The sequence below is a fragment of the Comamonas testosteroni genome (assembly GCF_014076415.1).
GTDB classification, from domain to species: domain Bacteria; phylum Pseudomonadota; class Gammaproteobacteria; order Burkholderiales; family Burkholderiaceae_C; genus Comamonas; species Comamonas testosteroni_F.
In genome coordinates this window covers 1,093,966-1,118,348 of record NZ_CP043568.1, presented here as the reverse complement: position 1 = coordinate 1,118,348, position 24,383 = coordinate 1,093,966, and the positions used below count along the sequence as shown (strand labels likewise).

The window sequence follows — 24,383 nt, the reverse complement described above, 5'->3', positions numbered from 1 at the left end:
ATATCAAGCGCAAGCAGCTATCAATTCATTCAAGTCACGGCACTCACACTCAGTGGCCGCCCGCACCGGGCTCGACCGTGCGGCTCGGCCTCGGTGCCAGCCAGATCGCACAGGCCGCCAGCACAAAGCCGCCCGCAATGATGAACATGATCTGGTTGGTGGCCAGCATCACGCTCTGGCTGGTGATGAGCTGATCGAGCGCCGACAGCGCCGCATCGGCACTCATGCCCGACTGCTGCAGCCCGTGCAGCACCTCGCCGCTGGCATCGCTCAAACCCACCAGATCCGCATGCTTGCGCGTCGTGCCGTTCTCCCAGGCCGTGTTGACCACGGAGACCGCTGCCGCGCCCGACAGAGTGCGCAGAAAGTTCATCAGACCGGCCGCGTTGTCCATCTCCTGCGGCTCCACGCTGGCCAGCGCCAGCCCTGTGGTCGGAATGAAGAAGAACGGCAGACCCAGCCCCATGAACATCAGCGGCAGGGCAATGTCCCAATAGCCCATGTCCGTGGTCGCAAATGCGCGCCAGCAGGTGATCACCCCCATCCAGAACACGCCGCCAAAGATCAGCCGGCGCGGATCCACCCTGGCCGCCAGCCCGGCCGCGGCCGGCGCCACGAACAGCGCGAACAGCCCCGTCCATGCCGTGACCAGACCCGCCAGCGTGGCCGTGTAGCCCATGAAGCTCTGCAGCCACAGCGGCGTGAGCACATTGACGGCGAAGAAGGCCGCAAACGCCAGACTGATGGTCAGCACGGCCATGGAAAAGCCGCGGTGCCTGAAGACGCGCAGGTCCACGATCGGGTGCTCGGCATGCAGCTCCCAGATCATGAAGGCCGCAAAGCCCACCACGGCCACCGCAGCCAGCGCCACGATCATGGGCGAGGCAAACCAGTCCAGGTTCTTGCCTTCGTCCAGCATCAGCTGCAGCGAGCCCACCCAGACGATGAGCAGAATCAGGCCCACGGTGTCTATCGGGTTCTTGAGCAGCGGCTGCTCATAGCGCCTGACCAGATGCCAGACCGCGAACGCGCAGACCAGGGCTACCGGGATGTTGATCAGAAAGATCCAGTGCCAGGTGTATTCGTCGCAGATCCAGCCGCCCACGATGGGGCCCAGCACAGGCGCGATAAGCGTGGTCATGGACCACAGGCCGATGGCTGCGGGCGCCATGCGCGGCGGGAAGATGCGCAGCAGCAGCGACTGGGACAGCGGCATCAGCGGGCCGCCGGCCAGCCCCTGCAAGATACGCGCAAACACCAGCATGCCCAGCGAATTGGCCAGCCCGCACAGCAGCGATGCCAGGCCGAACAAGCCCATGGCCGTGGCAAACACGCGCACCGCGCCGAAGCGCGCCGCCAGCCAGCCGGTCAGCGGCACGGTGATGGCCTCGGCCACCGCATAGCTGGTGATGACCCAGGTGCCCTGGCTGGTGGTCGCTCCCAGATTGCCGGCGATGCTGGGCACGGAGACATTGGCCACCGTCATGTCCAGCACGGCCATGAAATTGGCCGCGGCCAGCACCAGGGCCGCCAGCCACAGCGTGCCCCCCGTCAGCGGCACCATGCCGGCGGCCATGGGCACGGCAGGCGCATCGGCCGCTGCGGCCGCACTTGCGTTGTGATCGCTCATGAGGCACTCACTGCGCGGCCGTGGTCGCCACGCCGGCTGCGTCGGCAGGGCCGCTGCGGGTGTCCACCGTCACCTGCATGGACAGGCCCACGCGCAGCGGGTTCTTGGCCAGTTCGGCGGCATCGAGCTGAATGCGCACGGGCAGGCGCTGCACCACCTTGATCCAGTTGCCCGTGGCATTTTGCGCGGGAATGGCCGCAAACGCCGCACCGGAGCCGCCGCTGAAGCCCACCACAGTGCCGCTGTACTTCACATCGCTGCCGTACAGATCGGACTGCAGCTGCACGCGCTGGCCCACGCGCACCTTGCCCAGCTGGCCTTCCTTGAAGTTGGCATCCACATAGATCTGCTGCACCGGCACCACCGTCATCAAGGGCGCGCCGGCCTGCACGCGCTGCCCGATCTGCACGCTGCGCTTGGCCACCACGCCATCGACGGGAGCGCGCACCGTGCTGCGATCCAGATCGACCTGGGCCTGATCGCGACGCGCCTGCGCCAGTTGCACCTCGGGATTGGTCTCGGCATCCGCACCCTCGATCAGCGTGGCGTTGACCTGCTTGGCACCCACGGCCGCTTCGCGGTTGGCCCTGGCCTGGGCCTGCACGGCCACGGCCGATGCCAGCTGCGCCTTGGCCGCGGCAAACGCGTTCTGCGCCTGCGTCAGCTCCTCGCCCGAGACCGAACCGCTCTTGGCCAGGGCCTGGCGGCGCTGCAGGTCGATGGTGGCACGCTCCATATCGGCCTCGGCCGCCAGCAGCTGCGCGGCCGCGCGCTTTTCATCGGCCTCGCGTGCCGTCACCTGGGCCTTGAGGCCGCCATCATTGGCCACATAGCCCTTGACGCGGCGCGTGGCGCGGGCCAGCTCGGCCTCGGCCTGGGCCAGTGCCAGCCTGGCGTCGGTGGGATCGATGCGCACCAGCACATCGCCTTGCTTGACGGCCTGGGTGTCCCTGACCAGTACCTCCAGCACCGTGCCGCCTATGGATGGCGTGACCTGTGCCACCTCGGCCGCCGCATAGGCGTTGTCGGTGGAGACGAAGTGGGAGGCATGCAGCCACCAGTAGGCGCCGGCAGCCGCACCGGCAAGCAGCACCGCGCCTGCCAGCCCGGCCAGCAGCCGGTTGCGGCGCTGTTCGCGCGCAGCAGGAGTCGCGCTCACGGAAGAAGCGTTTTCAGTCATACAAAACCTTGGAGATATTCATGGGACTTATGCAAACAGGAATGCAATAGCGGCCTGCCGTCTGAGGCTGTCCTCTTGCCGGAGCCGGTTTTGCATAAGTCATTCAGTTCAGGAAAGCGGCTCAGGCCTCTGGCGAGACCGGATCGGGGGCACCGGCAGACTCACTCCAGCCGCCGCCCAGTGCGCGATGCAGACCGATATCGAGCGTCAGGGCGCGCGACTGCACATCGACCAGCTGGCGCACGCTGGCCAGCAGCTGGTCTTCGGCCGACAGCACATCGAGATAGCGCGCCAGCCCGCCCTCGTAGCGATTGCGCGCCACGCGATGCGCCTCGGTCGCGGCCGTCACGGCCTGCTGCATGGCCTTCAGTTGCTGCTGCAGCGCCCGCTGGCTGACGGCGTTGTCCGCCACCTCCTGCAAGGCCCGGTTGAGCGTGCTGCGGTACTGGGCCACGGCCTCGTCATAACGGGCACGCGCGGCACCCAGTTGCGAGCGCAAGCGGCCGCCATTGAAGATCGGCAGGCTGACGGCCGGACCCAGGCTTGCGATGCCGGAGCCGCTTCGGGTCAGCATGTCCAGGCCCAGCGACTGCACGCCGACAAAGGCACTGAGATTCACATCGGGATAGAACTCGGCCTGCTGCGATGCCACGCGCGACTCCAGCGCCTGTGCCTGCAGGCGGGCAGCCACCACATCGGGGCGACGGCCCAGCAGATGCGCCGGCAACTGCTGCGGCAAGGCCCATTGCTGCTGCCACGGTGATTGCAGACGCCCAGCATCCAGCACGATGGCCGCACCACGATCGGGAGCAGCGCCCATCAGCGCAGCAATGCTGTTGCGCTGCAAGGCGACCTGTTCCTGCATCTGTGCCAGCTCGGCCTGCGTGGCTGCCAGACGCGCCCTGGCGCTGTGCACGCTGCCCTGGTTTTCCAGCCCGTTGGCATAACGCTGCTCAAACAGCTCGGCCGTGGTCCGGCGCACCTGCACCGATTGCTCCAGCGTCTGCACATTGGCGGCCAGGCGCAGCAGCTGCGCATAGGCCAGGGCCACATTGCTGGACAGCACGAGACGCGCCTGGGCGGCATCGGCCTCGCGCGCTGCCAGCTCGCCGGCAGCGGCGGCCACGGCGGCGCGCTGCTTTCCCCACAGATCCAGCGACCAGCTCAGGTCCAGCGTGGCGCGGCCGTAGTCATTCATGCCGCGCGGCGCGAAGGCCTCTGGCGTCAGATGGTTGTAGCTGAGCTTGTCCTCGCTGACCGAGGCGTGGGCGGAAAGCTCCGGCGCAGAGGCCGCCTCGCTCACGCCCAGCATGGCCCTGGCCTGCTGCACGCGGGCCGCAGCGGCCGTCATATCGGGAGCGCCCTCCAGAGCCTGGGCGATCAGCTGATCAAGCTGTGCGTCGCCATAGCGCTGCCACCATTGCTGGGTGGGCCATTCCATGGGCGGAGCATGGCTTGCAGCCTGCAAAGTCTCGGGCACGAGCTGCGCCAATACAGCCTTGCCCTCCCATTCGGGAATCTGGGCGCAGGCTGACAGTAGTGCAGGCAAGCCCAGAACCCACCAGCCATGGCGCCCACGCCGAGTCCTCTGCGGCGCGGCGGCTATGCATTGAGTCATGAAATACTTTAATAATGAACTGTACGGTACAGTATATGTTTCCAGCGTTTGAGATCGCAAGCGCTACACTGAAAGACATCACAACCGCCCCAGGACATTTCGCCCCATGCGCACCAAAACGGAAGAAAAGCGGCAAGCCATCATTGATGTTGCAGCAGCCACCTTTGGCGAACTGGGCTTCGAGCGCACTTCCATGTCCGAGATCTGCACGCGGCTGGGCGGCTCCAAGGCCACGCTGTACAACTACTTTCCGTCCAAGGAAGCGCTGTTTCTGGAGGTGATGTTCCAGGCCTCCGAAGCCGACTTCCAGAACACCATGCTGGCGCTGCAGACCGGCAATGACGATGCCGCGCAGACGCTGTGCAACTTCGGCCAACGCTTCCTCGGCCTGCTGTATTCGCCGGAGGTGATGGCCGTGCGCCGCCTGCTGGTTTCCGAAGGCGGGCGCGCCAATATCGGCCAGCGCTGCTGGGACATGGGGCCGGCGCGCGGCAACGCCGCCATCAATGCCTTTTTGCAGCAGGGCATAGAGCGCAGGCTGCTGCGCAATGCCGACACCGAGGTCATGCGCCATCATCTGCTGGCGCTGCTGGAGGCCGAGTTGCTGCCGCGCTTCATGTTCCAGCACCTGCCCGCCCCTACGGTGCAGGAGATTGCCCTGTGCACCGAGCGTGCCGTGGATGCCTTCATGCGGGTCTATGGCACACCGGGTGACATGCAGGGCAAAAGCGACGCTATAAGAAAATCCTTATAACCCTCATAACGATGTCGGAACATACGATTTGCGCCGGCGCCGTATAGAATCAATCACCGGGCCCAAGTTTTTTGAGGTCCGGTTTTTTTTGCCTGCTGCATGCCGGCACTGCCAAAAACCGGGCTCCAAGCCAAGCGCCTATCCTTGAAAATTGAGGTGGGTGAGATTCCCGCCGTGACCTTTTCCGGAGCTTGGAACCATGGAAATCTTCGACTACGACAACATTCTTCTGCTGCCCCGCATGTGCCGCGTGGAAAGCCGTGCGGAATGTGACACCAGTGTCGTGCTGGGCAGCCGCAGCTTCAAGCTGCCTGTGGTGCCCGCCAACATGAAGACGGTGGTGGACGAGAAGATCTGCACCTATCTGGCACAAAACGGTTTCTTCTATGTGATGCACCGTTTTGACATCGACAACGTGGCCTTCACCAAGGACATGCAGTCCCAGGGACTGTTTGCCTCCATCTCTCTGGGTGTGAAGCAGCCGGACTACGAGACGGTGGACCGTTTCGTGGCCGACGGCATCTGCCCCGAATACATCACCATCGACATTGCCCACGGCCATGCCGAGAGCGTGAAGAACATGATTGCCTACATCAAGGCCAAGATCCCTGCGGCCTTCGTGATTGCCGGCAACGTCGCCACGCCCGAAGCCGTGATCGACCTCGAAAACTGGGGTGCGGACGCCACCAAGGTCGGCGTCGGTCCCGGCAAGGTTTGCATCACCAAGCTCAAGACCGGCTTCGGCACAGGCGGCTGGCAGCTGTCGGCGCTCAAGTGGTGCGCCCGCGTGGCCACCAAGCCCATCATTGCCGACGGCGGTATCCGCAGCCACGGCGACATCGCCAAGAGCATCCGTTTCGGTGCCACCATGGTGATGATCGGCTCCCTGTTTGCAGGCCATGAAGAGTCGCCCGGCAAGACCGTGGAAGTGGACGGCCAGCTGTTCAAGGAATACTACGGCTCGGCCTCCGACTTCAACAAGGGCGAGTACAAGCATGTGGAAGGCAAGCGCATTCTGGAGCCCATCAAGGGCCCGCTGATGAACACGCTGGTCGAGATGCAGCAGGACGTGCAGTCCTCCATCAGCTACTCCGGCGGCACCAAGCTCATGGACATCCGCAAGGTCAACTACGTCATCCTCGGCGGCGACAACGCCGGCGAGCATCTGCTGATGTAGGCCGTCAGGCGCGACTCACCAGCGCGAAGGTGAACCTCCAAAAAAAGCATCAAGGGCAGCTCAGGCTGCCCTTGTTGTTTTCGGCTATCCCTTTTTCTGCATCCTGCGCGCACAACTGATCTGAGATCATGGCCGCGATTGCTGCCTTCGTCAGGGCTTAGCATGTCGTCATTCATAAAAGCTCCAGGGGAACAACGCCATGAACACATTGAAGATCGCAGTTCTGGGCACGGGCATGATGGGCCTGCCCATGGCCCGCCGTCTGGCTCAGGCCGGCCATGAGGTCCACGTCTGGAATCGCACCCGCGCCAAGGCCGAGCCGCTGGCTGCCGATGGCGTGAGCATCCACGACAGCGCGGCAGATGCCGTGCGCGGCGTGGACTTTGCCGTGAGCCTGCTGGAGAGCGGCGCCATCGTGGGCGAAGTGCTGTTCACACTGGGAGTTGCCGATGCCATGCCCAAGGGCTCGCTGTTCATCGACATGGCGTCCATCCAGCCACGCGAAGCGCGTGAACATGCCGGCAAGCTTGCCGCGCTGGGCGTGCGGCATCTGGATGCCCCCGTCTCGGGCGGCACGCTGGGTGCGCAAGCCGGCACGCTGGCCATCATGGCCGGTGGCGAGGCTGCGGATTTCGAGCAAGCCCTGCCCGTCTTTGCGGCGCTGGGCCGTGCCACCCATGTGGGCCCGCATGGCGCAGGCCAGTTGGCGAAACTGGCCAACCAGATGATCGTGGGCATCACCATCGGTGCCGTGGCCGAAGCCCTGCTGCTGGCCGAACGCGGCGGCGCCGACCCTGCCAAGGTGCGCGAAGCCATCTCCGGCGGCTTTGCCGACAGCCGCATTCTGCAAGTACATGGCGAACGCATGGTCAAGCACGACTTTGCACCGCGCGGGCGCATGACGGTGCAGCTCAAGGACATGCGCAACGCCATCGCCACTGCCGAGGAAATCGGCTTTGACGCGCCCATCACCGGCCTGCTGGAGCAGCTCTATGCCGAGGGTGTGAAAAACGGCCTGGGCGACCTGGACCAGGCAGGCCTGTTCGTGGAATTGCAACGCCGCAACGCACTGGATTAAAAAAACCCGCGGGTTTTCCTGCAAGCCCTCCAGAATTAGCGCATAATTGCGGTCTCGCTTGCAGCGCAGGCGTTGTGTGGGGCTCTTAGCTCAGCTGGTAGAGCAGCGGACTCTTAATCCGTTGGTCGAGTGTTCGAATCACTCAGGGCCCACCAAATTTCTTCAGTCTGATTCTTCAGGTTGATCCTCCGGATTTACTCCGGCGGGCTCTTAGCTCAGTTGGTAGAGCAGCGGACTCTTAATCCGTTGGTCGAGTGTTCGAATCACTCAGGGCCCACCAAAAATTTCTTCAGTCTGATTCTTCAGGTTGATCCTCCGGTTTATCCGGCGGGCTCTTAGCTCAGTTGGTAGAGCAGCGGACTCTTAATCCGTTGGTCGAGTGTTCGAATCACTCAGGGCCCACCAAAAATTTATTCGGTCTGATTCTTCAGATTGATCCTCCGGTTTATCCGGCGGGCTCTTAGCTCAGTTGGTAGAGCAGCGGACTCTTAATCCGTTGGTCGAGTGTTCGAATCACTCAGGGCCCACCATAATTCAAAAGCCAAAGTTCTCAGGAACTTTGGCTTTTTTCTTGGCCGCGCCTGAGCGCCGCCGAATCTGCAAAAGCATGGGCGCCGACACCGGGGCCGCGCCATATCAGGCATCATGCAGACATCCCCGGGCAGTATTTGCCCACCCAAGACTCACTATGCAAAACGACCTCTCCACGTTCTGGCGCGGACCGCGTTGGACTCTGGCCATGCTGCTTGCCATTCTCGGCATGCTGGGCCCGTTCTCGGTTGACACCTATATTCCCGCCTTCTCGGGCATTGCCAAGGCATTGGGCGCAACCCCTGTAGAAATGCAGCAGACCCTGTCTGCCTACTTGCTGGGTTTTGCCTTCATGAACCTGTTTCATGGCGCCCTGGCCGACAGCTTCGGACGCCGCCCAGTCATCCTCTGGGGACTGGTGATGTTCACCATCGCCTCGGCCGGCTGCGCGCTGTCTCAGAACATCACCCAGCTGGTGATCTTCCGCACGCTGCAGGGCCTGTCCACCGGCGCCGGCATCGTGGTCTCGCGCGCCATCGTGCGCGACATCTTTCCGCCGACCCAGGCCCAGGGCGTGATGGCGCAGATCACCATATTCTTCGGCGTGGCGCCGGCGCTGGCTCCCGTGATCGGCGGCTGGCTGTTCGTGCACCTGAGCTGGCAGGCCGTGTTCTGGTTCCTGAGCATCGTGGGCGTGCTGCTCTGGCTCATCAACATGAAGTTTCTGCCCGAATCGCTGCCACCGCAAAAACGCCAGCCCTTCCAGTTCAGACCGCTGATGCAGGGCTATGGCATCTTGCTCACCGATCCGCGCTTTCTGCTGCTGGCCCTGGCCAGCGGCATTCCGTTCAACGGCATGTTTCTCTATCTGCTGTCGGCCCCGGCTTTTCTGGGCGACATCTTGCAGCTGGAGCCCACGCAGTTCTTCTGGTTCTTCATCGCCACCATCGGCGGCATCATGGCCGGCAGCTGGACCAGCGGCCGCCTGGCCGGACGCATCCCGCCCAAGCGCCAGATCCGCCACGGCTTTCTGGTGATGTGCGTGACCTCCATCATCAATCTGGTGGCCAATCTGATCTGGCCCGCCCATGTGAGCTGGGCCTTGATTCCCATCAGCCTGTTCGCCTACGGCTGGGCGCTGATGGTGCCCGTGGTGACGCTGCTGGTGCTGGACATCCACCCTGCGCGGCGCGGCCTGGCCTCTTCGCTACAGGCCGTGGTGGGCTCGGTGGCCAACGGCTTTGTGGCCGGCGTGATTGCGCCACTGGTCATGCATTCGGCCGCACTGCTGGCCACGGGCTCGATCCTCATGATGCTGATCGGTCTGGTCGCCTGGATCTATCTGCACCACCGCTGGCCGGACATCGGCCGCCATGCCTCAGAGCATTAAAAAAAGGAGCATCTACCGCACGCCATTCATAGATTTCAGATTGAAAAGTATCTGAAACCCTTGAATTACATTCGCTATCAGCTCACTTTTTAATCAAGATTCCAGCCCTGTACGGGCAGCAAAAAGCCGGCTGCTAGAGCCGGCTTTTTCATGCTTCGGGCCGCAGCCCGAATCAGCGATCAACGCTCATCGCGACGCGGTGCACGGGGCTTGCGCTCGAAGCTGCGCTCGCCACCACGTTCGCCATGAGGCTGATAAGGCTTGCCGGCACCCTGACCAAAGGCAGGACGACGATCGCCGCCGCCGAAGCCGCGCGATTCGCCACCGCGGAAACCGCCTTCGCGGGGAGCGCCTGCATGAGCGCCTTCACGGCCACCGCCAAAGCTCTTGCGACCGAAATCGCCGCCTTCACGGCGCTGGGCACCACCAAAGCCACCACGCGATTCGCCACCGCGGAAGCCGCCGCGATCGCCGCCGCCGAAGCTGCCGCGATCATCACGACGCTCGAAGCTGCGCTCTTGACGCTCGCCACCGAAGCCGGGACGACCGCCGCCGAAGCCGCGATCACCACCACGGTCGCCGCCGCGATCAGCAAAGCGATCACCGCGAGGAGCGCCGCCAAACCCGGCGCGATCGCCACCGAAGCGGTCACCGCCACGGTCGCCACCGAAGCCGCCGCGATCATTGCCACGGCCGCCGCCGAAGCTGCCGAAGCCGGACTTGCGGCCATAGCCTTCGCCATCGCGACGACCACCGAAGCCACCGCGACCACCGGCGCCGCCGCCACGACGACCGTCACGCTCGCCAGAGGCGGGGAAACGCTGCTGGGGTTCCATGCCGGGAATGGTCTCGGCCTTGAACTGCTGGCGGGTATAGCCTTCGATGTCGAACACGCGGCGACGGTCGCGGAATTCCGCAAACGTCACGGCCACGCCTTCGCGACCGGCACGACCGGTACGGCCGATACGGTGGGTGTAGTCCTCGGCCTTCATCGGCAGGCCGTAGTTGAAGACGTGGGTGATGGTGGGCACGTCGATACCGCGAGCAGCCACATCGGTGGCCACCAGGATCTGCACCTGGCCGTTGCGCAGCGCCATCAGGCGGCGGTTGCGCAGGCCCTGGCTCAGAGCACCGTGCAGGGCCACGGCAGAGAAACCGTCCTGCTGCAGGTCGTTGGCCAGACCGTCACATTCCACCTGGGTGGACGCAAACACGATGGCCTGGTTGATGCTGCTGTCACGCAGCCAGTGGTCGAGCAGCTTGCGCTTGTGCTGCATGTTGTCGGCCCAGAACAGCGCCTGCTTGATGTTGGCGTGCTTTTCCTGAGGCGTGGCAATCGTGATCTTCTTCACGTTGGCGCCGCCGTCATGCATCACGCGCATGGCCAGCTGCTGAATGCGGGGAGCAAACGTGGCGCTGAACATCATGGTCTGCTTGCGCTCGGCCGTCAGCTGGTTGACTTCGGCCAGATCGTCGGAGAAGCCCAGGTCCAGCATGCGGTCGGCCTCGTCGACCACCAGGAACTGCACCTTGTCCAGCTTGATCTGCATGGAACGCTGCAGGTCCAGCAGACGGCCGGGAGTGGCCACCACCAGGTCGGCGTTCTGCAGCTTGGCGATCTGCAGCTGGTAAGGAATGCCGCCCACCACGTTGGCGATGCGGATGCCGCGGCAATGCTTGACCAGCTCGATGGCGTCATGCGCCACCTGCTGGGCCAGCTCACGCGTGGGGCACAGCACCAGGGCGCCGGGCACGGCGGCCTTGAAGTTGCGGGCGTTGGTGGGGTCCTTGCGCTTGTTGCGCTTGGGAGCGGGCTCGCCCTTGGCCGCAGCTTCGGCGCACAGGCGCTCGAATTCAGCCTTGGCGGCCGCATCGGCCACGGCACGCTGCTTGATCAGGGTGTGCAGCACGGGCAGCAGGAAGGCTGCAGTCTTGCCCGAGCCAGTTTGGCTGGACACCATCAGGTCGATGAAGCCGTCGGCATCGGCGCCTTCGCCCATGGCCAGGGGAATGGCTTGCAGCTGCACAGCGGTAGGCTGGGTATAGCCCAGGTCGGTCACGGCCTGGATCAGTTCGGGGGCCAGACCCAGTTCGACGAAGCCATTGGGTTCGTCGGCGGCTTGGACTTCTTCGACAGCGGCGTCTTCCGCGTCCATGTCGGCCAACATAGCGTCCAGACGGGAATCGAGTTCGGGAGAAGACAAAGCAATATCAGCAGCGGCCACTTGGCCCTGCTCCAGGGAGTTTTCTGTCATGAATAGCTCACGCAAAAAGCGACGCAGTCAGCGTGCTGCTCGCTTCTTTGACGGTTGGTTATCAACATCCACCGTCAGACTTTGACTGGCCCGTTCGCAAAACGGGGCAGATGGGTGTTATGGCTTGTCGTGTCGGCGCTGGGCAGGCCGTTGCACGCAAGTAAGAACCCGGTGTGTGATGGAGATGCGCAAAAATTACCCATTGATCGGGTAAGCAGCGCATTGTCGCATGTACCGGGTTTTCCCGCAAGTGGCAGGGCTATACCATCCCGCCACCGCGCCATCAGACACTGAGCAGTTGCTGACGGTAATGCTGCAGCTCGTCGATCGACTCGTGCACATCGGCCAGGGCCGTGTGGCGCTGCGCCTTCTTGAAGGAGGTATAGGCCTCGGGCTTCCAGCGCTTGGCCAGTTCCTTGAGCGTGCTCACGTCGATATTGCGATAGTGAAAGAAATTGTTGAGCTTGGGCATGTAGCGCTCCATGAAGCGCCTGTCCTGACCAATGCTGTTGCCGCACAGCGGCGTCTTGCCCTTGGGCACGTATTTGCCCAGAAAGGCAATCAGCGCGGCCTCCGCCTCGGCTTCGCTGATGGTCGAAGCCTTGACCTTGTCGATCAGGCCGCTTTTGCCATGCGTGCCCTTGTTCCAGGCATCCATGCCGCCCAGCAACTCGTCGGACTGATGAATGGCAAACACCGGGCCTTCGACGCGAATCTGCAGATCGGAGCTGCTGACCACCACGGCAATCTCGATGATGCGGTCGCGGTCGGGGTTCAGCCCCGTCATTTCGCAGTCCAGCCACACCATATTGAGATCGGATTTGGGCAGAACCGGTGGGGTAGCGGCCACGGGTGCGGCGCTGACGGAATTCGTACAGGAAGCTTCAGACATGGCGCAAATTGTCGCCTACACTGCCAATACATGGCTTCCCAACTAGATTTCACATTGGCACTTTCGCTGCTGTTTGCGACGGCCGTGGCCCTGCAATGGCTGCTGCGCGTGTGGCTTGTTTCGCGCCAGGTGCGCCATGTGGCCACCCACCGCGGCGCCGTGCCTCCCGTATTTGCCCATCGCATCAGCCTGTCCGCCCACCAGAAGGCGGCCGACTACACGCTGGCCAAGGCCAAGGTGTCGCTGATCGACATCACGCTGTCGGCCGCCGTGCTGCTGTGCTGGACGCTGCTGGGCGGGCTGGACTGGCTCAACCGCTGGCTGCTGGAGTTCATCAGCCCCGGCCTGTGGCAGCAACTGGCACTGCTTGCCAGCTTTGCCGTGATCTCGGCCCTGATCGAGCTGCCTTTGTCGCTCTATCAGACCTTCAGGCTGGAGCAGCGCTTCGGCTTCAACCAGATGACGCCAGGCCTGTGGCTGGGCGATCTGCTCAAGTCGACGCTGGTGGGCGCCGTCATCGGCCTGCCGCTGGCGGCCCTGATTCTCTGGCTCATGGGATCGACCGGTCCGCTGTGGTGGCTCTGGGCCTGGGGCGCCTGGACGGCTTTCAATCTGCTGCTGATGTGGATTTTCCCCAGCTTTATTGCACCGCTGTTCAACAAGTTCGAGCCGCTGGCCGATGAAAGCCTCAAGAGCCGCGTGACCCGGCTGATGGAGCGCTGCGGCTTTGCGGCCAAGGGACTGTTCGTGATGGACGGAAGCCGCCGCTCGGCGCATGCCAACGCCTATTTCACGGGTTTCGGCAATTCCAAGCGCGTGGTGTTTTTTGACACCCTGCTCAGGCAGCTCAACCCCGGCGAAGTCGAAGCCGTGCTGGCTCACGAACTGGGCCACTTCAAGCACAAGCACATCAGCAAGCGCATGGTCCTGATGTTCGGCGTCTCGCTGCTGGGCTTTGCGCTGCTGGGCTGGCTCAGCCAGCAAATGTGGTTCTACACCGGACTCGGAGTCTCGGTGCTGCTGGGCCCGAACCTCGACGTGACTGCCGAAAACAATGCGCTGGCGCTGCTGCTGTTCATGCTGGCCGTGCCGGTATTCAGCTTCTTCGTCACACCGCTGATGTCCGCCATGTCGCGCCGCGACGAGTTCGAGGCCGATGCCTATGCCATGCAGCAGACCGATGGAGCACAACTGGCTTCGGCACTGCTCAAGCTTTACGAGGACAATGCTTCCACACTCACACCAGACCCATGGTATGTGAGCTTTTACTATTCACACCCTCCTGCCGTGGATCGCCTGGCGCGCATGCCGGCTCCTGCAGGCAGCTTGTAACACCACAACGAATTCAGACATGAGCACACCCACACTGCAACAAAAAGACTGGTCCCAACTCACGCGCAGCGCCTTGGGCATAGAGCAAGTGCAAGAGCAGCTGACAACCCTTGAGGGCTGGGAGCTGCTGGCCGGCCACGCAGCCATCAGCAAGACCTTCCGTTTCGTGAATTTCTACGAGACCATGGCCTTTGTGAACGCGCTGGCCCTGATTGCCCATCAGCAGGACCACCACCCCGATCTGGAGGTGGGCTACAACCGCTGCAAGGTCAGCCTCAATACCCATGATGTGGGCGGCATCTCCGAGACCGACATCGACTGCGCACGCCGCATCGAAGCGCTGCTGAATCCGGCCTGATCCTTATGGCAAAACAAGGACGGCGCCCAGGCGCCCCAGCAACAGGCGGCACCCAGACAGGCCTGGTGGTCGCCAGTTATGGCCGCCACTGCGTGGTCGAGACCCCGGACGGCGAGCGCCGCATCTGCCACCCGCGCGGCAAGAAAAGCCAGGCCGTGGTGGGCGACCATGTGCAATGGCTGGCTCCCCCACCCGGCCAGGGCGATGAGGGCACGATCGAAAAAATTGTGGAGCGCCGCAACGTCTTCTACCGCCAGGATGACATTCGCACCAAGACCTTTGCTGCCAACCTGGACCAGCTCCTGATTCTGATAGCCGCCGAGCCGGTATTCAGCGAAGTGCAGCTCGCCCGCGCGCTGATCGCCGCCGAGGCCGCACACATCAAGCCCATCATTGCGCTCAACAAGATGGACCTGGAAGAGCCTTTCCTGCGCGCCTGGCAGCGGCTGGAGCCTTACCGGACCATGCGTGATGCCGCGAACGCTGCGCCGCACTATATGGTGCTGCCGCTGTCGCTGGAAGATGCAGACGATGAGGATCGCGACGCCATCATCGGTCTGCTGCAAGGCAAGACCACACTGGTTCTCGGCCCTTCGGGCGTAGGCAAGAGCACCTTGATCAACTTGCTGCTGCCCGACGCCAGGGTGGCGACCAACGAAATCTCGCAGGCGCTGAACACCGGCAAGCACACCACCACCAGCACCACCTTGTACTGGGTGGATGAGGCACGCACCACCGCCATCATCGACTCGCCAGGATTTCAGGAGTTCGGCCTCTATCACATTGCAGCCACGCAACTGGCCGCCTGCATGCCCGACATCGGCGCACTGGCGGACCAGTGCAAGTTCTACAACTGCACCCATCTGCATGAGCCTGGCTGCGCCGTCATGGCCCAGGTCGAAGCGCAGGATAGCCCTCACTCCATCAGTGCCAACCGCTACCGGATCTATGGCGAGCTGTTCGATGAACTGAGTCAGGAACCCCGCTACTGAGTGCGAGGCCAGCCAAGCCGGAGGGCCGCGCCATATGAGAGCAATTTCAGCGTTTGCCACGCAGCCATTCCAAGCCCGATGAGCGCCGGCACGAGTGCTCCGCCTCCGGGATTGGCTGCCGGCCACAACCCGGTGTTCACGTCATGAAACCCAGAGTTTTACAGCCCTGCCTGCAAGCCGCCCTCGCCGTCGCGCTATATGCAGGCATGGGCCTGGCCTGGGCCCAGGGCACGGACTCCGCCCCCAGCTGGGAAGACGAGCCACCCACGCTGTCTCGCTGGATCGAAGAAGGCTACAAGGCCGAGCTGAGCCGGCAGCCATGGCGCGCAGCGCAGCGCTATTGCGCGGCAGCACGCTATGGCAGCCTCGAAGCCCAATACCGGCTGGGCCGGCTGCTGTTGCTGGGGCGAGGCTTGACTCCCGACCCTGCCACGGGCACGACGCTGCTGGCCCTGGCCGCCCAGCGCGGCCATGAGAAAGCCCGCTTGCTGCTGGCCGGCAAGCTCCCTGGCGACCGGCTGCCCGACTGCCTGACCCAGGGTGATGCGCCCGCTCAGGAGTTTCTGGAAGCCAGCCAGGAGGCCGTCCCCCACGAGGTGGTGGCCAGCTATGTGAGCAGCCTGCCCAGGGAAAAACGGCGCATGGCCGAGCTGGTTCAGCGCCTCGCGCCACGCTTCTCCATTGATCCGCGACTGGCACTGGCCATCGTGCGCTCGGAGTCGAATTTCGAGGCACAGGCGCTGTCGCCGCGCAACGCTCAGGGCCTCATGCAACTCATTCCCGAGACGGCCGAGCGTTTTGGCGTGCGCGATGCCTGGAATCCCGAGCAGAACGTGCGTGGCGGCCTGGCCTACCTGCGCTGGCTGCTGGAACGCTTCGAGGGCGATGTGGCACTGGTATCGGCCGCCTACAACGCAGGCGAGAGAACCGTGCAGCAATATGGCGGCGTGCCTCCTTATGCTGAGACGCGTGAGTATGTCCGACGCATACTCAGCTTCTATCGCGCCAAGCGCCACGAGCGCCCTGCTCGCTGATGGCTCCTTGAACAGTGCCCCGCATGCCCGCCGCACCTGAGCCACCTTGGGATGTGGCACCGCGCAACACAGGACTTCGGTGACCCGCTGCGGCTTGAGCGCTCATGCGCCAAGCTGCAGCCGCGCGCAAGACAATGCGCTAGTGCTCACCCGAGCAGACGGGCAAAGGTCAGCAAGGCCAGCAGCAGCAGCCAGACCACGACCGAACGCCAGACCAGCCCTACTACGCTGCGAAGATGAGCCATTTCCGGCTCTCGCCCCGGAGTGACATCGCTGCCCGTCCACAGTGCATCGTCGCCCTCTTCGCCGTCAGCCGCATCGCGGCGGCGCAAGGCCTCGCCCCCCAGGCGTACATTGATGGCACCCGCCGTGGCAGCCAGAATCACGCCATCGTTGTCATTGGGAAAGCGCTGGGCATAGACGCGCCAGTTGTCTATGGCCTCCTCAAAGCTGCCCACCATGGCAAAGGACAGCGCCGTCAGCCGCGCTGGCAGCCAATCGATCACATACCAGGCCTTGGCTGCAGCGGACTGCAAACGCTCGCTGGTCGGTGCCCTAAGACCTTCCGCCCCCTTGCGCGACCAGGCTCGCGACAGGTATTCGGCCATGCGGTAGAGAATGGCGCCCAGCGGACCCAGTCCCAGGGCCGAAAGAATCGAAAACCAGAACAGCACGCCAAACACATGACGGTGCGCTGCCAGCACCGAGTACTCGATGACATGACGCACCACTTCGCTGCGTGGCACCTCGCTGGCATCGACCTGCTGCCAGTCGGCCAGGGCCTGACGGGCGGCAAATTCATCGCCGGCATCGAGCGCATCGCGAATCCGCGTAAAGTGATGGCTGAACTGGCGAAAACCCAGCGTGACATAGAGTACCGCGACATTCCACAGCATGGCTGCAGGCCAGCCAATGAACTCCATCAGCGCCCAGAATATGCCCAGCACGATAAGACTGGGCAGCAGCACGGCCATGGCCCAGGCCAGCCAGCCGTGATGGGGTTTGCCGGCATCGAAGTTGCTGCGCACGGTCACGGTCCAGGCGCGGTAACCGGCCTGCACCAGGTTGGACCGGGCCAGCGGACGAGCCTGCTCCAGCAGCAGTGCGATCAGGATGGCAAAAAAGCTCATTGTTTCATCATAGCGGCGCTGTTTGTCGGCTCGTTACAACTGCTGTCTCAAGCCGCCAAAAAACGGTAAAGATTGCGCAACATGCCCGCTGTCGCACCCCAGATATAGCGTTGCTGCTCACCATCCTGATAGGGCATGGCAAACCATTCGCGATCCACGCCCTGCCACTGCATGGCATGACGCTCATGATGCGCGGGATTGAGCAGATAGGACAGCGGGACCTCGAACAGATCGGCCACCTCTCCCGGATTGGGGAAGTAACTGGCCTGCGGGTGAACCAGCGCCACCACAGGGGTGATGTGAAACGCCGTACCCGTCACATAAATAGGCAAACGACCTAGCACCTCGACATTCTTGGGAGCCAGTCCCACTTCCTCATGCGCCTCGCGCAATGCCGTGGCCTCGGCCGAAACATCCTGCGGGTCACGTTTACCGCCCGGAAAAGCCACCTGACCCGAGTGCGTGGACAGCCTGGCCGAGCGCACAGTCAGCAACACGGTCGGCTGCTCGCGCATGACGATGGGCACGAGCACGGCCGCATCGGAAGGCTGCCTGGCCGTGATGCGTTTTTCCTGCATGGCCTCGGGCAGCCACAGCGGCGGCTGGGCAAAGCGCGTGCGCAAGGCCTGAGGCGTCTGAGCAGCCAGCGGCACAGCCGGCAACTGGCTATCGATGCCCAGAAGGCGAGCCTTGCGCGGATCAACAATGCCCACCACGGGGAGCGAAGAATTATCAGTTGCAGGCATGTAGGTGCTCAGCCAAAACCAAAAGCAAGAATCACAAAGCCAAGGCCGGCATAAAAAAAGCCGCCACAGCGAACTGTAGCGGCTTTTACGGAATCGCTTCCGATACGCGTATTACACGGCTGCAGCAGCAGTCTTGTTAACGCGCTGGGGCAGCTTTTCCTTGATACGAGCAGACTTGCCGCTGCGCTCACGCAGGTAGTACAGCTTGGCACGACGCACATCACCGCGACGCTTGACTTCGATCTTGGCGATCAGAGGAGAGTAGGTCTGGAACGTACGTTCCACGCCTTCACCGCTGGAGATCTTGCGCACTGTGAAGCCGCTGTTCAGGCCACGATTACGCTTGGCAATCACCACGCCTTCGTAAGCCTGCACGCGCTTACGGTTACCTTCCACCACGTTCACGCTCACGATGACGGTGTCACCGGGGGCGAATTCGGGGATGGTCTTGTTCAGGCGAGCGATTTCTTCTTGCTCGAGGGTCTGGATCAGATTCATGATTTAGTCCACCTTGATCTTGTCCGCGCCAGAATTGGCAAGCGCCGGGATTGGTGCTATTGCTGCATTACAAGAACAGCCCGAAAGCTGTCCCGCTATTTCCTTGCAGCGGCCGGATAGAGGATCAAAGAACCTGCAATTATAGCTTGGACGCAGTTTTTGCCAAAAAACCCTCATCCCTGGCATTGAGCAGCCCCTGTTCGCGGGCCTGCTCTATCAACTCGGGCCTATGCTCGGCCGTGATGCGCAAGCGCTGATCGCGACGCCAGCGCTCGATATTGGAGTGGTGGCCAGAGAGCAGCGCGGCTGGCACCTCCTGCTCATTCCAGACTTCTGGGCGAGTGTAGTGGGGGCAATCCAGCAAGCCGTCAAGCGCAGGATTGAAACTGTCCTGCTGAAAGCTGCCTTCATCGTTAAGCACACCGGGCTGCAGACGCGCCAAGGAGTCCAGCAGCACCATGGCTGCCAGCTCACCGCCCGAAAGTACAAAGTCACCCAGACTCAGTTGATGAGTGACATTTCTATCAATAAAACGTTGGTCAATGCCCTCGTAGCGACCGCAGAGCAGCACCGCACCCCGGCTTTCGGCCCAATCGGCCACCACGGCATGCTTGAGGGTTGTACCTATGGGCGAAAACAACACCACAGGAGCAGGCTCTGCCTGTTCCCGAGCATCGACCTCGGCGCGTGCCAAGCGAATCGCTTCAAGGCAGCGCTGCAGCGGCTCGGCCATCATCACCATGCCGGGGCCACCGCCAAATGGACGATCATCCACACGGCGGTAATTGCCTTCGGCCCAGTCACGCGGATTCCACAGATGCACAGCCACCTGACCCGAGCTGTAGGCGCGGCGCGTCACCCCGCTCTCCAGAAATGGAGCGAACAGCTCAGGGAACAGCGTAATAATGTCGAAACGCATTGATATAAAAGCGATTTAAGCTACAAACCAAATAGCAAAAAAAGCATTCCAGTTCAATAATCGGGCTGCCAGTCGGCCACAATCTTCCTGCCGGCCAGATCCACCGAATCCACATAGGCATCGACAAAGGGTATCAGACGCTCCTGCTCCTTGCCGTCCTGTTCATAGCCCAGCACCAGAACAGTCTGCGGGCCGGTGGCCATCAAGTCCTTGACCACCCCCAGGGCCACACCTTCGCGGTTGACCACGTTCAGCCCCATCAGATCCACCCAGTAGAACTCACCGTCCTCGGTCTTGGGAAAATGCTCGCGCGCCACAAAGACGCGGGCGCCGCGCAGAGCCTCTGCGGCGTTGCGGTCGGCGACTTCAAGCGAGGTGGCCACGATGGTGTCGGCATGGAAGCGGGCCTGCTTGACGGGCAGCACCAAGGTGCCCGTGAAATGCTTGGCGCCTTTCTCGGCAGGCTGCAAAAACCAGTCCTTGGCGGCAAACAGGGCCTCTGGGGCGCTGCTGAAGGCATGAACCTTGAACCAGCCCTTGATTCCCCAGGCATCGGCAATGCGACCGACTTCAATGGCATCAGCAGGCAAGCTCGTGGCTTGAAGAACAGGCATGTGGCTCATGGGATCAGCAGAAAAATGCAGAATTTCAATAAAAAACGGGTCCCGTCAGGCAAGCCAACGGAACCCGCTTTGGTAAAGGTGCCTAGAGAGCAACCGCCTAAATTAGGCAGCAACCTTCTTTGCAGCTTCCTTGATCAGGCGTTCAGCCGTATCGGAAGTTTGAGCACCAACGCTCTTCCAGTAGTTCACGCGGTCCAGAGCCAGACGCAGGCCTTCTTCGGCGCCACGAGCGCTAGGGTTGTAGAAACCCAGACGTTCGATGAAAGCACCGTCGCGACGCACGCGCTTGTCAGCTGCAACGATGTTGTAGAAGGGACGAGCCTTAGAGCCGCCGCGGGAGAGACGAATAACAACCATGATGTTTCCTTCGGGTGGTTACAGCCAGTGCCATCAAAAATTTGACCAGCTGCGCAGGTTTTCTTACAGCGTTTGAGACACGCGACATGACCACCCGGCCAGCGACACGCCGTAAAACCGGAAATTATATCGAGTTCTGCCAAAGCTGCCTATAGCTGCGGCAAATGGGCATAGTCGGCACAGAGGACTCCCCGAAAGTGAACCGCAATTGCCCTGAGCCCCGCATTTCGCGCGAAGGGAATAATGGACGGGTTCTTTCGTTTTCTGCCCGCGCACCAGACCATGAACCAACTTGTTCCCGCCTCCACCCCGACCCCTCGCCCCAAAAACAAGACGACTGCCTCCTGGCTGGCCTTGATCGGCGGTCCGCTGGGGCTGCATCGCTTCTACCTGCACGGACTCGGGGACTGGCTGGGCTGGCTGTTGCCCATTCCCACTGCACTTGGCATCTACGGCATCGAGCGCGTGCAGCAGCTTGGGCAGGACGACAGGCTGAGCTGGCTGCTGATCCCCCTTCTCGGCTTCACCATCGCCGGCTGTGCCCTGCGCGCCATTCTCTACGGCCTGATGGAGCAAGGAAACTGGAACCGGCTCTTCAATCCCCGGATGGATGCCGACGCACCTGCAGGGCGCACCCAATGGACCACGATTTTTGCCGTAAGCCTGTCCCTGATGCTGGGGGCCACCGTGCTGATGGCCAGTATTGCCTACAGCTTCCAGCACTACTTTGAATATCAGGTCGAAGAGGCACGCAAGATTTCGCAGTAGCTGCAGCGCTCCGAACCAGGGGTTCTCACCCGCTCCAAGGCGGCTTCGGCCTCGCCGCTTTTGTAAGCGAATGTCTAATTTTTCACCTACTGGGCGCAAAGCGGCGCCTGCCGATTCCGCAGAACTCACAATGCCCAACTGACGAACTTCCTGCAAAGACTGCACCCAAGCAGCATTTGCACTACGACGGCTTTGCTGCACCAGTCCGAAGAGGTCTTATGTCTGCAACCAACGAAAAGTCTGCCAGATCCGAAGTACATGGGCAAAACGCCTTTCCAGCTGCCACCAGCCTGGTGGGTGTGTACGGAGAACAGCTTTTCCGCATTCTTGAGCAAACCAGCAGCGGCTATGTGTTGCTGGATGCTCAGAACCGGGCACAACGCTGGAATGATGGTTATCTGCGGATATTCCCCTGGCTGGCTCCCTTCCTCAAAGTAGGCATACCTCTGCAAGCCGCTCTGCAAGCTGCCGCAACAGCAGCCCCGGCCAACGCGGCACCGGCCCTGAACCATATCGCCGAAAGTCATCAAACCCTGATTACGCGCCAGCAAGCCAATGCCCAGTTTCAGCTGCCCAATGGGCGCAAGCTCAATCTGTCGGCTCACGCCCTATCAGCCAATTACACCGTGCTGGCCTGCAAGGAACTGCTGCCTCATGGCAACGAGGCAGAAAGCCTTTCCTTCTTCGATGTGCTGACCAATCTACCCAACCGGCGCCTGCTGCTGGACAGGCTGTCCCAGGCCATGATCCAGTCCGAGCGCACGGGCTGGCGCGGCGCCTTGCTGACCATAGACATGGAGTCGGTGGCAGGCCCGGCCACCAGCACGGGAGACAGCCAGTCCTGCCTGGCACCGAGCATCGCACAGCGCCTGCTCGGCTGCGTGCGCTCCTGCGATACCGTGGCCAGACTGGATGCGGCACACTTCGTCATCATGGTCTCGGATCTTTCCCCGGATATCGAAATGACCACGGTGCTGGTGGAGCGTCTTGGAGAGCGTCTGCAGGAAAGCCTGAACGGCAGCTACCAGCTCGGCAACAAAAGCGCGATGCTGGAGGCCAATATCGGAGCCACTTTATTCGGCCCGCACTCCCGCTCCGCCACCGAGTTGCTGCAGCAGGCAGAGATCGCCATGTACCGCCTGCGTGACGAGGAAGCCCGCGGCCTGCACTTCTTCAGCCCCGAGCAGCGCATCCTGGCCAATGATCGCCAGCGCCTTGAGCAGGAGCTGCGCGAAGCCCTGCGCCTGGGCCAGTTTGAGCTGCATTACCAGGCGCAATACTCCGCCAGCGGCGATGTCAACGGTCTGGAAGCCTTGTTGCGCTGGCGCCATCCCAGGCGAGGTCTGGTACCCCCGAGCATTTTCCTGTCCGTGGCCGAGGAAACCGACATCATCGTTCCGCTGGGCCGCTGGAGCATTCAGGCCGCCTGCGAGCAATTGGCCGGATGGAAGGTCGATCCGCAACTAGGCAAGCTGCCCATCTGCGTCAACATCAGCGCCAAGCAGCTCAGGCAAGCCGACCTGGCCGATCAGGTACAGGACATCATCAGCCAGACAGGAGCCGACCCGGCCTTGCTGCTGCTGGAGCTTTCCACCCAAGCGCTGAGCCCCTCGCACGCGGATATCGTTCCGACCCTCACCCGTCTTCGCTCCATGGGGCTGCGGCTGTCACTCGACGACTTTGGTGACAGCTCCCATATGCAGCAAGCGCTGCAGCAGCTTCCCCTGAACCAGCTCAAGCTCTCGCACTCCCTGGTGCAGCGCCTGGGCCCCAACAATGCCGCCGAAGCTGCCGTGCAGGCGGCCATCGCGCTGGCCGCCCGCCATCAGATGACGATAGTCGGCGCAGGAGTGGAAACACTGGAGCAGCGTGCCCTGCTCGCGCAATATGGCTGCGAGCATTTCATGGGCTATCTGCTCAGCCCTCCGGCACCGGTCGGCCAGCTCAGATCGCTGCTGCAGCGGCAGGCCATATCCAGCCTGCAGGAAACCGTGGCCTGAGCCCATGTTTCAGCCATGAAAAAAGGCTTCGCAATGCGAAGCCTTTTTGGTGCCAATCCCTTTATTGAAAAGCGTCAACAGCTATCAATCAAGGAGTACACAAGCTCAATACAGTTGCAAGCTGACCCAGTAGGCAATGGATGCCACAAAGGCGCTGGCAGGAATCGTCAGAATCCATGCCCAGACGATATTGCCAGCCACGCCCCAGCGCACGGCACTCGCGCGCTGCGTGGAGCCCACGCCCACGATGGCACCGGTAATGGTGTGCGTGGTCGAGACGGGAACACCCAGGAAGGTGGCAAAGAACAATGTCAGAGCACCACCGGATTCGGCGCAGAAGCCACCGACGGGTTTGAGCTTGGTGATCTTCTGCCCCATGGTCTTGACGATGCGCCAGCCGCCGAACATGGTGCCCAGGCCGATGGCCAGATAGCAGCTCACGATGGTCCACAAGGGAGGCTCGGCATCACCGGCATTGGCATAGCCCGTGGCAATCAGCAGCAGCCAGATGATGCCGATGGTCTTTTGCGCATCGTTACCACCGTGACCCAGGCTGTAGGCACCGGCAGACACCAGTTGCAGACGGCGGAACCACTTGTCCACGCGATTGGGGCTGGCGCGGCGGAAAATCCAGGCCACCAGTACCATCATCAGCGAACCCAGCAGAAAGCCCAGCACGGGAGAGACGAAGATGAAGGCCACAGTCTTCCAGATGCCGCTGGCGATCAGCGCGCCCGCACCGGCCTTGGCAATCACCGCACCCACGATGCCGCCAATCAGGGCATGCGAGGAGCTGCTGGGAATGCCGTAGATCCAGGTGATGACGTTCCAGGTGATGGCCCCCACCAGAGCGCCAAACACGACATGCGTGTCAACGATGCCCGGCTGAACAATCCCCTTGCCCACGGTTGCCGCCACACTGAGGTGGAAGACGAAAACCGCCACAACGTTGAAGAACGCGGCAAATGCCACGGCCTGAGTAGGTTTGAGAACCCCCGTGGAAACCACGGTGGCAATCGAATTGGCAGCGTCGTGAAAGCCGTTCATGAAATCGAACAGCAAGGCGAGCACCACCAGCAAAATCACAACCCAGAGGGCTGCCTGTACCGGCTCCATGATCG

Annotated in this window: 22 protein-coding genes and 4 tRNA genes; 14 read left to right on the top strand and 12 right to left on the bottom strand. The window is 62.4% G+C overall.

Annotated elements, in window-relative coordinates:
* Positions 1-49: 49 nt before the first annotated feature.
* From F0P97_RS05085 to F0P97_RS05075, 3 genes are all read right to left on the bottom strand, one after another.
* Positions 50-1,630: a DHA2 family efflux MFS transporter permease subunit gene (locus tag F0P97_RS05085; RefSeq protein ID WP_054073547.1), complete on the bottom strand. Its 1,581-nt coding sequence runs from the start codon at positions 1,628-1,630 to the stop codon at positions 50-52.
* A 7-nt stretch (positions 1,631-1,637) separates the two neighbouring features.
* Entirely contained in the window at positions 1,638-2,810 is a 1,173-nt protein-coding gene (locus F0P97_RS05080) for an HlyD family efflux transporter periplasmic adaptor subunit (RefSeq protein WP_182285876.1), read from the bottom strand.
* 121 nt (positions 2,811-2,931) lie between these two features.
* A complete protein-coding gene (locus tag F0P97_RS05075) occupies positions 2,932-4,428 on the bottom strand; it encodes an efflux transporter outer membrane subunit (RefSeq protein ID WP_182285875.1) in 1,497 nt (498 codons plus the stop codon).
* 106 nt (positions 4,429-4,534) lie between these two features.
* Here F0P97_RS05075 and F0P97_RS05070 point away from each other — a divergent pair, with 106 nt between their 5' ends.
* From F0P97_RS05070 to F0P97_RS05035, 8 genes are all read left to right on the top strand, one after another.
* Positions 4,535-5,182: a TetR/AcrR family transcriptional regulator gene (locus F0P97_RS05070; RefSeq protein ID WP_182285874.1), complete on the top strand. Its 648-nt coding sequence runs from the start codon at positions 4,535-4,537 to the stop codon at positions 5,180-5,182.
* Positions 5,183-5,381: 199 nt separating this feature from the next.
* Entirely contained in the window at positions 5,382-6,359 is a 978-nt protein-coding gene (locus F0P97_RS05065; RefSeq protein WP_182285873.1) for a GMP reductase, read from the top strand.
* Positions 6,360-6,558: 199 nt separating this feature from the next.
* Positions 6,559-7,437 (top strand): NAD(P)-dependent oxidoreductase, encoded by an 879-nt coding sequence (locus tag F0P97_RS05060; RefSeq protein WP_182285872.1) that lies wholly within the window; start codon positions 6,559-6,561, stop codon positions 7,435-7,437.
* Between the two features lie 79 nt (positions 7,438-7,516).
* Positions 7,517-7,592: transfer RNA gene (locus tag F0P97_RS05055), tRNA-Lys, on the top strand.
* Between the two features lie 49 nt (positions 7,593-7,641).
* Positions 7,642-7,717 (top strand) — tRNA-Lys (locus tag F0P97_RS05050).
* Positions 7,718-7,766: 49 nt separating this feature from the next.
* A tRNA-Lys gene (locus F0P97_RS05045) sits at positions 7,767-7,842 on the top strand.
* Positions 7,843-7,891: 49 nt separating this feature from the next.
* Positions 7,892-7,967 (top strand) — tRNA-Lys (locus F0P97_RS05040).
* A gap of 158 nt (positions 7,968-8,125) precedes the next feature.
* Positions 8,126-9,358 (top strand): multidrug effflux MFS transporter, encoded by a 1,233-nt coding sequence (locus tag F0P97_RS05035; RefSeq protein ID WP_182285871.1) that lies wholly within the window; start codon positions 8,126-8,128, stop codon positions 9,356-9,358.
* 179 nt (positions 9,359-9,537) lie between these two features.
* On the opposite strand, the gene F0P97_RS05030 is transcribed toward F0P97_RS05035, so the two are convergent.
* The gene (locus tag F0P97_RS05030; protein WP_182285870.1) at positions 9,538-11,613 is read right to left on the bottom strand and encodes a DEAD/DEAH box helicase; all 2,076 of its coding nucleotides are present in this window, start codon (positions 11,611-11,613) and stop codon (positions 9,538-9,540) included.
* Positions 11,614-11,896: 283 nt separating this feature from the next.
* Positions 11,897-12,505 (bottom strand): oligoribonuclease, encoded by a 609-nt coding sequence (gene orn, locus F0P97_RS05025; protein ID WP_003067823.1) that lies wholly within the window; start codon positions 12,503-12,505, stop codon positions 11,897-11,899.
* Between the two features lie 30 nt (positions 12,506-12,535).
* Here orn and F0P97_RS05020 point away from each other — a divergent pair, with 30 nt between their 5' ends.
* From F0P97_RS05020 to F0P97_RS05005, 4 genes are all read left to right on the top strand, one after another.
* The gene (locus tag F0P97_RS05020) at positions 12,536-13,837 is read left to right on the top strand and encodes a M48 family metallopeptidase (RefSeq protein WP_182285869.1); all 1,302 of its coding nucleotides are present in this window, start codon (positions 12,536-12,538) and stop codon (positions 13,835-13,837) included.
* Between the two features lie 19 nt (positions 13,838-13,856).
* On the top strand, positions 13,857-14,195 hold the full coding sequence (locus F0P97_RS05015; RefSeq protein ID WP_182285868.1) for a 4a-hydroxytetrahydrobiopterin dehydratase: 339 nt from the start codon (positions 13,857-13,859) through the stop codon (positions 14,193-14,195).
* 5 nt (positions 14,196-14,200) lie between these two features.
* On the top strand, positions 14,201-15,187 hold the full coding sequence (gene rsgA, locus F0P97_RS05010) for a ribosome small subunit-dependent GTPase A (protein ID WP_182285867.1): 987 nt from the start codon (positions 14,201-14,203) through the stop codon (positions 15,185-15,187).
* Positions 15,188-15,330: 143 nt separating this feature from the next.
* Positions 15,331-16,221 carry a lytic transglycosylase domain-containing protein gene (locus F0P97_RS05005; RefSeq protein ID WP_182285866.1) on the top strand — a complete coding sequence of 297 codons (891 nt, stop codon included), beginning with the start codon at positions 15,331-15,333 and terminating at the stop codon, positions 16,219-16,221.
* 146 nt (positions 16,222-16,367) lie between these two features.
* Here the strand turns inward: F0P97_RS05005 and F0P97_RS05000 are convergent, their stop codons facing one another.
* The 6 genes from F0P97_RS05000 to rpsP all read right to left on the bottom strand — a co-directional run bounded on the left by F0P97_RS05000 (position 16,368) and on the right by rpsP (position 20,494).
* Positions 16,368-17,351 carry a CobD/CbiB family protein gene (locus tag F0P97_RS05000; RefSeq protein WP_182285865.1) on the bottom strand — a complete coding sequence of 328 codons (984 nt, stop codon included), beginning with the start codon at positions 17,349-17,351 and terminating at the stop codon, positions 16,368-16,370.
* A 47-nt stretch (positions 17,352-17,398) separates the two neighbouring features.
* Entirely contained in the window at positions 17,399-18,097 is a 699-nt protein-coding gene (locus F0P97_RS04995) for a CoA pyrophosphatase (RefSeq protein ID WP_182285864.1), read from the bottom strand.
* A gap of 111 nt (positions 18,098-18,208) precedes the next feature.
* Complete coding sequence (gene rplS / locus F0P97_RS04990) at positions 18,209-18,595, bottom strand: 50S ribosomal protein L19 (protein ID WP_182285863.1); 387 nt, start codon at positions 18,593-18,595, stop codon at positions 18,209-18,211.
* A gap of 139 nt (positions 18,596-18,734) precedes the next feature.
* On the bottom strand, positions 18,735-19,514 hold the full coding sequence (gene trmD / locus F0P97_RS04985) for a tRNA (guanosine(37)-N1)-methyltransferase TrmD (RefSeq protein WP_182285862.1): 780 nt from the start codon (positions 19,512-19,514) through the stop codon (positions 18,735-18,737).
* Positions 19,515-19,567: 53 nt separating this feature from the next.
* Entirely contained in the window at positions 19,568-20,137 is a 570-nt protein-coding gene (gene rimM / locus F0P97_RS04980) for a ribosome maturation factor RimM (RefSeq protein WP_182285861.1), read from the bottom strand.
* A gap of 102 nt (positions 20,138-20,239) precedes the next feature.
* Positions 20,240-20,494, bottom strand: a complete 255-nt coding sequence (gene rpsP / locus F0P97_RS04975) for a 30S ribosomal protein S16 (RefSeq protein WP_003058210.1) — start codon at positions 20,492-20,494, stop codon at positions 20,240-20,242.
* Positions 20,495-20,776: 282 nt separating this feature from the next.
* On the opposite strand from rpsP, the gene F0P97_RS04970 reads away from it, so the two are divergent.
* Complete coding sequence (locus tag F0P97_RS04970; protein WP_182285860.1) at positions 20,777-21,262, top strand: TM2 domain-containing protein; 486 nt, start codon at positions 20,777-20,779, stop codon at positions 21,260-21,262.
* A gap of 218 nt (positions 21,263-21,480) precedes the next feature.
* Complete coding sequence (locus tag F0P97_RS04965) at positions 21,481-23,262, top strand: putative bifunctional diguanylate cyclase/phosphodiesterase (protein WP_182285859.1); 1,782 nt, start codon at positions 21,481-21,483, stop codon at positions 23,260-23,262.
* A 105-nt stretch (positions 23,263-23,367) separates the two neighbouring features.
* On the opposite strand, the gene F0P97_RS04960 is transcribed toward F0P97_RS04965, so the two are convergent.
* The gene (locus tag F0P97_RS04960) at positions 23,368-24,378 is read right to left on the bottom strand and encodes an inorganic phosphate transporter (RefSeq protein WP_003076798.1); all 1,011 of its coding nucleotides are present in this window, start codon (positions 24,376-24,378) and stop codon (positions 23,368-23,370) included.
* Between the last annotated feature and the right edge of the window lie 5 nt (positions 24,379-24,383).

Coding starts and splice junctions, on each gene's coding strand:
- F0P97_RS05005 (WP_182285866.1), top strand. CDS start 15,331: ATGAAACCCAGAGTTTTACAGCCCTGCCTGCAAGCCGCCCTCGCCGTC.
- orn (WP_003067823.1), bottom strand. CDS start 12,505: ATGTCTGAAGCTTCCTGTACGAATTCCGTCAGCGCCGCACCCGTGGCC.
- F0P97_RS05085 (WP_054073547.1), bottom strand. CDS start 1,630: ATGAGCGATCACAACGCAAGTGCGGCCGCAGCGGCCGATGCGCCTGCC.
- F0P97_RS05070 (WP_182285874.1), top strand. CDS start 4,535: ATGCGCACCAAAACGGAAGAAAAGCGGCAAGCCATCATTGATGTTGCA.
- rpsP (WP_003058210.1), bottom strand. CDS start 20,494: ATGGTTGTTATTCGTCTCTCCCGCGGCGGCTCTAAGGCTCGTCCCTTC.
- F0P97_RS05060 (WP_182285872.1), top strand. CDS start 6,559: ATGAACACATTGAAGATCGCAGTTCTGGGCACGGGCATGATGGGCCTG.
- F0P97_RS04970 (WP_182285860.1), top strand. CDS start 20,777: ATGAACCAACTTGTTCCCGCCTCCACCCCGACCCCTCGCCCCAAAAAC.
- F0P97_RS05020 (WP_182285869.1), top strand. CDS start 12,536: ATGGCTTCCCAACTAGATTTCACATTGGCACTTTCGCTGCTGTTTGCG.
- F0P97_RS05035 (WP_182285871.1), top strand. CDS start 8,126: ATGCAAAACGACCTCTCCACGTTCTGGCGCGGACCGCGTTGGACTCTG.
- F0P97_RS04995 (WP_182285864.1), bottom strand. CDS start 18,097: ATGCCTGCAACTGATAATTCTTCGCTCCCCGTGGTGGGCATTGTTGAT.
- F0P97_RS05075 (WP_182285875.1), bottom strand. CDS start 4,428: ATGACTCAATGCATAGCCGCCGCGCCGCAGAGGACTCGGCGTGGGCGC.
- rplS (WP_182285863.1), bottom strand. CDS start 18,595: ATGAATCTGATCCAGACCCTCGAGCAAGAAGAAATCGCTCGCCTGAAC.
- F0P97_RS05015 (WP_182285868.1), top strand. CDS start 13,857: ATGAGCACACCCACACTGCAACAAAAAGACTGGTCCCAACTCACGCGC.
- F0P97_RS05080 (WP_182285876.1), bottom strand. CDS start 2,810: ATGACTGAAAACGCTTCTTCCGTGAGCGCGACTCCTGCTGCGCGCGAA.
- F0P97_RS04965 (WP_182285859.1), top strand. CDS start 21,481: ATGTCTGCAACCAACGAAAAGTCTGCCAGATCCGAAGTACATGGGCAA.
- trmD (WP_182285862.1), bottom strand. CDS start 19,514: ATGCGTTTCGACATTATTACGCTGTTCCCTGAGCTGTTCGCTCCATTT.
- rimM (WP_182285861.1), bottom strand. CDS start 20,137: ATGAGCCACATGCCTGTTCTTCAAGCCACGAGCTTGCCTGCTGATGCC.
- rsgA (WP_182285867.1), top strand. CDS start 14,201: ATGGCAAAACAAGGACGGCGCCCAGGCGCCCCAGCAACAGGCGGCACC.
- F0P97_RS05030 (WP_182285870.1), bottom strand. CDS start 11,613: ATGACAGAAAACTCCCTGGAGCAGGGCCAAGTGGCCGCTGCTGATATT.
- F0P97_RS05000 (WP_182285865.1), bottom strand. CDS start 17,351: ATGAGCTTTTTTGCCATCCTGATCGCACTGCTGCTGGAGCAGGCTCGT.
- F0P97_RS05065 (WP_182285873.1), top strand. CDS start 5,382: ATGGAAATCTTCGACTACGACAACATTCTTCTGCTGCCCCGCATGTGC.
- F0P97_RS04960 (WP_003076798.1), bottom strand. CDS start 24,378: ATGGAGCCGGTACAGGCAGCCCTCTGGGTTGTGATTTTGCTGGTGGTG.